The organism is Aminiphilus sp. (genome assembly GCF_029975095.1).
Lineage (GTDB): Bacteria > Synergistota > Synergistia > Synergistales > Aminiphilaceae > Aminiphilus.
Window position 1 is genome coordinate 1 of sequence record NZ_JARKPW010000042.1, and the last position, 7051, is coordinate 7051.

At 62.4% G+C, this 7051-nt stretch carries 6 protein-coding genes; 2 read left to right on the top strand and 4 right to left on the bottom strand.

What is annotated here, in order from left to right; genetic code table 11:
- Nucleotides 1-1351: MFS transporter (locus Q1K49_RS02830; protein WP_300522551.1), on the bottom strand; the 1351-nt coding region annotated here is incomplete at its 3' end.
- A gap of 150 nt (nt 1352-1501) precedes the next feature.
- Between Q1K49_RS02830 and Q1K49_RS02835 the strand changes: the two genes are divergently transcribed.
- Nucleotides 1502-2224: a hypothetical protein gene (locus Q1K49_RS02835; protein WP_300522554.1), complete on the top strand. Its 723-nt coding sequence runs from the start codon at nt 1502-1504 to the stop codon at nt 2222-2224.
- A 231-nt stretch (nt 2225-2455) separates the two neighbouring features.
- Here Q1K49_RS02835 and Q1K49_RS02840 read toward each other — a convergent pair whose 3' ends face one another.
- Entirely contained in the window at nt 2456-4213 is a 1758-nt protein-coding gene (locus tag Q1K49_RS02840; protein ID WP_300522557.1) for a DEAD/DEAH box helicase, read from the bottom strand.
- A gap of 397 nt (nt 4214-4610) precedes the next feature.
- Here Q1K49_RS02840 and Q1K49_RS02845 point away from each other — a divergent pair, with 397 nt between their 5' ends.
- Nucleotides 4611-6035 carry a mannose-1-phosphate guanylyltransferase/mannose-6-phosphate isomerase gene (locus Q1K49_RS02845; protein ID WP_300522560.1) on the top strand — a complete coding sequence of 475 codons (1425 nt, stop codon included), beginning with the start codon at nt 4611-4613 and terminating at the stop codon, nt 6033-6035.
- Between the two features lie 31 nt (nt 6036-6066).
- Here the strand turns inward: Q1K49_RS02845 and Q1K49_RS02850 are convergent, their stop codons facing one another.
- Together Q1K49_RS02850 and Q1K49_RS02855 are read right to left on the bottom strand one after the other, a co-directional pair.
- The gene (locus Q1K49_RS02850) at nt 6067-6507 is read right to left on the bottom strand and encodes a response regulator (protein WP_300522563.1); all 441 of its coding nucleotides are present in this window, start codon (nt 6505-6507) and stop codon (nt 6067-6069) included.
- The coding region (locus Q1K49_RS02855; RefSeq protein WP_300522565.1) for a HAMP domain-containing sensor histidine kinase at nt 6467-7051 on the bottom strand (585 nt) is incomplete at its 5' end. The genes Q1K49_RS02850 and Q1K49_RS02855, both read right to left, overlap by 41 nt.

Here is a 7051-nt window from a genome sequence, read left to right on the forward strand (position 1 = left end):
TCCCTCCGAGGCATTGAACGTAAAGTGCCTCGAAGAGACTGACGCCGACGGTCAGGCTGAGGCGGCTCGACGTGCTGAAGATGCCCGAGGCGCCGCCGCGCTTTTCCCCCGGAACGCTGCTCATGACGAAGGCGTTGTTCGGGGAGAGGAACAGGCCGAACGAGGCGGCGATGCCCACGAGGAAAAGGATGATGTGTCCCATCCCGGGAGAGGAGAGGGTTGTGGCGATGAAGAGGCACGCTCCCGTGGCGAGGACCATGCCGCCGAAGCAGACGAGCTTGGGGGAGAGGCGGTCTGCGAGGCGTCCCGCGAGATAGGCCGTGCTCATGTACGTGAGGGAATAGAAGAGGAGAACGGTTCCTGCCTGCTGAGGGGAAAGTCCCTTGTAGCTCTGCAGGAGAAAGGGCATGAGAATGCCCACGGCGCCGAAGACCAGATAGGCGGGGATGCCTCCCGCGATGGCGAGGGAGAAATCCCGATTCCGGAAGAGGGAGAGATCCATGAGGGGAACGGGCGTGCGGACCTCCCGGAGTGCGAAAAGGGCGAGGAGGATCGCCGCCGCGAGAAAAGCCCCCAGGACGGGCGGCGACGACCAACCCAGCTGACTTCCTCTGTTCAGGGCGATCAGGAGGGCAAGGAAACCGAGAAAGCTCGCAACACTGCCCGGAAGGTCGAGTTCGCCGATGCGATGTCGAAGTGTCCGGAAGGGGTGTCGCTCTTCGTCCGCGGGAAGAAGGCGCAGGGCGGCGAAGGTGGCCAGGGCTCCCGCGGGAAGGTTGATGAGAAAGATCCACCGCCATGACAGCGTGCCGGTCAGGAATCCTCCGAGAGGAGCGCCGATGATGGTGCCCGCCGATGCCATCATGGCGAGCAGGCCGAAAGCCTCCCCCCGGCGTTCCCGAGGGACGACGAAGGGAACGAGGGCGAAGGCGGTGACGGTGAGCATGGCGCCACCCACTCCCTGGATCGCTCGGGAGAGAACGAGCATGTTCAGCGAAAGCGCGGCGCCGCACAGGAGAGACGCGAAGGAGAAGAGGAGCATCCCCCAGCGGAAGATCCGGGAGGCGCCGACGATGTCGGCGAGGCGTCCGAAAAAAAGCAGCATCCCCGAGAGAAAGAGGAGATACGCCAGCACCACCTCCGAACCCAGCGCTCCCTGCACGCCGAAGGAGCGGGCCACTGTGGGGAGTGAGACGTTCACGATGGAGCTGTCCAGGGCGGAGACGAAGGCGGCGGTGCTCACGCAGAGGAGCGCCGGGAGGTAAGGACGTTTCAGGATTCCGCCGGTACCGGCGGAATCCTCTCCGGCGGGGTGCTTCCGAGACGGCGCGCTTTCGGGAGATTTCCTCACGGATGCCACTCCTCCTTCTGCGTGAAGGCGCATGTGGGAATCATGTGGGAATATGGAATGACCTGCCTGCTCAAAAAGATGACATCCTCATTGTAGCAGAGACTTTCCGCGATTTCGCGAAAGGCGGCGGTATGGAAACGGAGGCGGATCATGGAGAGAAAACGGGCGATTCCGTCACGTCGGGCTTTTCGGGAACGACCGTCCTTACCCCGTCCGTCGGCGGTGAGGTGGGGATGGCTGTTGCTCGGTCTTTCCTTTCTCGGAGGCGTTGTTCTCGGGGTGCGTTCCCTCCGTACCGGCGGAGGTGTTCCGGAAGAAGGCACCGTTATCGTCCTGGAAGCACCGACAGTGCCCGGGGAGGACAGCGCGTCTCCTCTTTCGGCGGGTTCGGAGACGACTTCTTCCGGAACAGAAGCGCCGCGGAACGGAACACCGGTCAAGGGTGCCACCCGGGTTCAGGAAAAAAGTGCACCCTCTCCGTCCCTCTCGGACACGCGTTCTCTGCGCATCACCGCACCTTCCGGTTTCGATGTGGGACCGGCGGGACGGACGGATCTCCGGGGCGTCGCGGCGGATGTGAACGGGGGCGGGAAAAAGGAAGACTACACGCCTCCCCGCATCGTTGCGGACGTGGCGGAACAGCTTCGGAAGATCGTGGAGGAGGTGGATGCCTCCACGCTTCGGGTCGCCCGGAACGTGTTGGAAGAAGCGCCTTTCCTGAATCTGACGCCGGAGAAAGCGGAGCTTCGTCCGGCGGGAGACGGCGTGAACCTCAAGGTGGTCATTCCGGTGGACACGATCACCCTCAAGGGGAAGACAAAACCGGTCTCGTCGGAGCAGGTCCTCTCGAAGGACGAGAAAAAGGGGAAGTGAGGCATTCACCAACGCCTTGTGTGCACGTGCACGGAACGATGCCCGGTGTCGCCTGCTGTGGTTTCGGAAACATGCGACGATTCCGGCGACGTGCCACCGCGCCCGGGGGAGGAGAAACACAGCGCCTCTTCCGTAAGGAAGAAGCCCTGGAAGCGCCGGAGGCGCGGATGCTTTCGAGGGAACGCCCGTTTTTCCCCATGGGGAAAAACGGTCTGAAACACGGGTGCGATTCTAGGCCCGTCTGTCCCGTTCTCGGCGGTTTCCCGTCGTACCTCTGCTTCGGGATGCTCCGGAGGAGCGCACGAGACCGCGACGCTCGAATTCGGTGATCTCTTTCTCAAAGGCTTTCTCGGCGAGGGGAGAGAGTTCCACGAGCACATGGTCCTCCCGGAGGCGGATCGAGCCCACTTCCTCGCGGCTCACACGGAGCCCGATGCAGACTTCACGCAGAACGCGCCCCACATCCCATCCGTCGGATCGTCCCTTTTCGAGGCGCATCACCGCGCCGCGCATCTCCGTTCGTCCGCCGCTCCGCCCGGAGGAGTAGGTTCCGCTCTCCCGTTTTCCCAAGGAGCGTCCGTTTCTCGAATCGGGACGATCCTCGAATCGGCGGTTCTTCTCGCGGTTCGTTTCCCGCTCGAGCTCCTCGGCAAGAGAATAGCCGCTCCGCCGGAGATGGGTCGTGCGCCCGAGAAGGGCCGCCACGAGGGATGCGGGATCGTCGGATTTGCCGAGCAGTTCCCCGGCCCAGGCGATCATGGCCGCATCGGGATTCTCCGCCAGAAGCGTTTCCTCGAAGGCGGTCTTTCCCACGCGACCGATTTCTTCCGCGTCGGGAACAGGAAGCCACTCCACCTGCACGTCCGTGCCGCGCAGCATGGACCGGAACCGTCCCGCTTCCCTGGGGGAAAGGATGACCACGTTGCGTCCCTCGTGTCCGGCCCGGCCGGTGCGGCCACTCCGGTGCACGAAGGTGTCCAGACCGTCGGGAAGGCCCATCTGGATCACGTGCGTGACGCCCGCGACGTCAAGGCCGCGGGCGGCCACGTTGGTGGCCACGAGGACGGCGGTTCTCCCCTGCCGGAAGGATCCGAGCACGGTGTTCCGCTCCCGCTGCGTCATTTCGCCGTGGAGCGTTCCCGCGGCGAATCCCTCTTCGGTCAGTTTTTCCGCGCAGGTCATGGTGTCGCTCCGAGTGGGGCAGAATACGAGGGTTCTCTGGGGGCGCTCCCAGAGGAGGACATTCACCAGACCATCGATTCGCCGCCGCTCGGGAGCCAGATAGACCCGATGTGCGATGTCCTCGTGCTGGACTCGCTCGGAGCAGAGAGAGATGCGCGTGGGTGTCTTCATGTAGTTCTTGGCCAGAGAGAGCACCTCGTCGGGCATGGTGGCGGAGAAGAGCCACGTGCGCGTCCGGTTCGTCGCGGCGTTGAGGATCGCCTCCAGCTCCTCCCGGAAGCCGAGGTCGAGCATGTGGTCCCCCTCGTCGAGGACCACCGTGTGGACCTGGGACATGTCCAGTGTGCCCCTTCTGATGTGATCGAGGGTCCGTCCGGGAGTGCCCACGATGATGGCACTTCCCTGACGCAGGTCGTTCGTCTGGGTTGCCATGCTCATGCCGCCCACGAGAGAGGCGGCGCGGATGCCGAGATCACGGCCGAACCACTGGGCTTCCCGGGCGATCTGGAGGGCGAGTTCCCTGGTGGGAGAAAGAACGAGCACCCGGGGACGCCGCTCTCCCTGAGTCATGTCGTCAAAGAGGGGCAGTACGAACGCGAGGGTCTTTCCCGATCCCGTCTTGGCCTGAACGACCAGGTTGCCGCTGCGGTCTTCGAGGCTCAACACTTCCGCCTGAACCGGCGTGGGTTCCGTGAAACCTCTTCTGTCAAGGGTTCGGAGCAGTTCGGATCTCAGGCCGAAGCGGCTCCAGTCATTCGTGGTGCTTTCCACGGTGTTCTTCACTTCCGTCTGTTGCGTGCAGTTCATAGGTTGTCAGTTTTCCTCCCCGCGGCGTTCGCCGCACAAAAAATGGCTCCTTCCGCGGGACGGAAACAGTCCGAACCTTCAGGCGGACAGATCCGCATCTGGGAGCAGCCATTCTACCAAACTCTCCTCGAAAGCCGTTTCATTATCCCGTTGTTTCGCCTTTTGTCAAGATGGTCCTGGCGGAATTGTGACCGGACAGGGATCATGTCATCCCTAAAACGGGACAGGGAAAAGATCATCCGTCATCCTCTGCGGATGGTGAGGAGCGAGCGTTTTTTGAAAACACGACGCATACGAAGAAAGGAAATAAAGGTCGAGGGTTTTTCAGCGACGCGAACCGTAGTATAGTGGAAGATGTCCTACATGCCGCATTATTCTTGTCAAGGAGGAAAGAGTTATGTCTGCGTACAACCTGCAGGTGCTCGTTTTGGCTGGAGGATCGGGGACAAGGCTCTGGCCCCTTTCGCGGGAGGAAATGCCCAAACAGTTTCTGACGCTCTTCTCGAATCGAAGCCTGTTGCAGGACACGCTTTCCCGGATGTTGAGGGTGGTCCCTGCGGAGGCGCTCACCGTCGTGACCGGCGAAGAGTGGAAGGCTCTCGTGGCGCATCAGGGGCGGGATGTGTGTTCCCTTGCGCCGGGGCAGGTGGTGGTGGAGCCGATTCCCCGGAATACCTGTCCCGCCATCGCTCTCGGCGCGGTGTCTCTTCTGGAGACGAAGCGAGCCTCCGAGGAGGATCTGCTCTTCGTTGCGCCCAGTGACCATATCGTGGCGGACGGGACTGTCTTTTCCGCTGCGGTGGAACTTGCCGCTGCCGCCGCGCTGCGGGGTGACCTAGTGGTCTTCGGCGTACCGCCTCTTTACGCGGAGACGGGATACGGGTATGTGGAGGCGACGGAATGTGCCGATACTTCCCCCGGTGGTGCCCTTCCGGTGCGGCGTTTCGTGGAGAAACCCTCCCGCGAAAAGGCCGAGGAGTATGTCGCTTCGGGGAATTTTTATTGGAACAGCGGCATGTTTTGCTTCCGGATCGGGGAGTTTCTGCACGCTCTGGAAGAATACATCCCCGAAATCGGTCTTCCCGCCCGCAAGGGCATGACGGCGCTGCTCGAGGCGTTCCCTCGACTGCCGAGCCTCTCCGTGGACTATGCCGTGATGGAGAAGGCCCATAACGTCGCCATGGTTCCCCTTCAGGCGGGATGGTCCGATGTGGGGAGTTGGGATGCCGTTTACGACGTGCTCCCCAAGGACGGGGCAGGCAACGTGGTCCTCGGTGATTGCGTCCTCGATGATGCGTCGGGGAACCTCGTCTTCGCCGCGGATCATCTTGTGGCCCTCCAGGGAGTGCGGGACAGCATCGTGGTGAGCACCTCCGATGCCGTTGCAGTGCTTCCCCGGGGCGCCTCTCAGGGGATACGGAACATCGTGGCCGCCCTGCGGGGGAAGGGACGGAAAGAGGTCTCCCAGACGCCGAACAGTGTTCGTCCCTGGGGGAGTTACCATATTCTGGACGAGTCGGAGCGCTATAAAATCAAACGCATCGTCATTGCTCCGGGAAAACGGTTGAGCCTTCAGTATCACCTGCACCGGAGCGAGCACTGGATTGTAGTCCGCGGTACCGCCTGGGTTCGGATCGGTGACACGGATCGTTTCGTCCACGAGGGCGAGAGCATCTTCGTTCCCAAGGGGGCCGTGCACCGCCTGGGCAACCAGGGAAAGATTCCCCTGGAACTCATTGAGGTCCAGTGCGGGGAGTACGTGGGCGAGGACGACATCGTCCGCGTGGAGGACGACTTCCGAAGGCGGTCGGAACAGGAATGAAAAAGAACGCCCGGGAGAGGGCTCTCGGGCTTCAGAGCGGGTTCGCGTTCCACACGAGCCAGTAGTAGCCCAGAATTTTCATCAGTTCGAGGAACTGGGAGAAGTCCACGGGTTTCACCAGATAGCTGTTCGCATGGTTCGCGTAGGCCCGGACCATGTCGCTCTCCGCTGCGGAGGTCGTGAGGACCACCACGGGAATGAACTGCAGCTCCGGATCCTCCTTGATGTGTTGGAGCACCTCCAACCCGTCCACCCGGGGAAGCCTGAGGTCCAGAAGAATGAGTCCGGGACGGGGTGCGGTTTCCGGGTCCGTGTAACGCCCCTGCCGGTGGAGATAATCCAGCGCCTCCTGTCCGTCCTCCACGTGTTCCAGACGGTTGGCCATGCGAAACTCCCGAAAGTTCCGCCGGACGATCTCCGCGTGGGCAGGGTCATCCTCCACGAGAAGAATGACGATTGGTTCCCCTTTCATGATGTTCTTCCCCCTTCTTCGAGGAATGTCGCAGTGCTCCGGGAAGGGTGAAGCGGAAGCATGTCCCGCGTCCCGTTCCCTCCGATTCCATCCAGACTTTTCCGCCGTAGAGTTCCACGATGCGCTTCACGATGGCGAGCCCGAGACCGGATCCCTCGCTCTTGCTGTCGAGCTTCTCGAAGAGTCCGAAGATCTTTGCGGCGAAGCGGGGGTCGATGCCCATGCCGTTGTCGCACACGAAGAAGACCACGTCCTGTCCGTGTCCTCCCACACCGAGATGGACCAGCGGAACCGGCTGGTCGCCCATGTACTTCACCGCGTTCTCCAGCAGGTTCTGCCAGATCTCCACAAGACGCCGCCGGTCCCCGTGCAGGGTGAGCAGGACCGGGTCTACCCGGACGGCCACGCCACGCTGCGCGATGGCCCCCGCGACGGCGTCGAGGGCTTCACGGACCAGCTCGTCCCACGGAACGGTCTCGGGTTCGTGCAGCATGCGTCCGATGCGGGAGATCTGGAGCAGTTCGTCCAGAAGTTTTCCCATCTT

Bases quoted from the DNA above. Each gene is read 5' to 3' on its own strand.
- Q1K49_RS02845 (WP_300522560.1), top strand. From the start codon at position 4,611: ATGTCTGCGTACAACCTGCAGGTGCTCGTTTTGGCTGGAGGATCGGGG.
- Q1K49_RS02835 (WP_300522554.1), top strand. From the start codon at position 1,502: ATGGAGAGAAAACGGGCGATTCCGTCACGTCGGGCTTTTCGGGAACGA.
- Q1K49_RS02850 (WP_300522563.1), bottom strand. From the start codon at position 6,507: ATGAAAGGGGAACCAATCGTCATTCTTCTCGTGGAGGATGACCCTGCC.
- Q1K49_RS02840 (WP_300522557.1), bottom strand. From the start codon at position 4,213: ATGAACTGCACGCAACAGACGGAAGTGAAGAACACCGTGGAAAGCACC.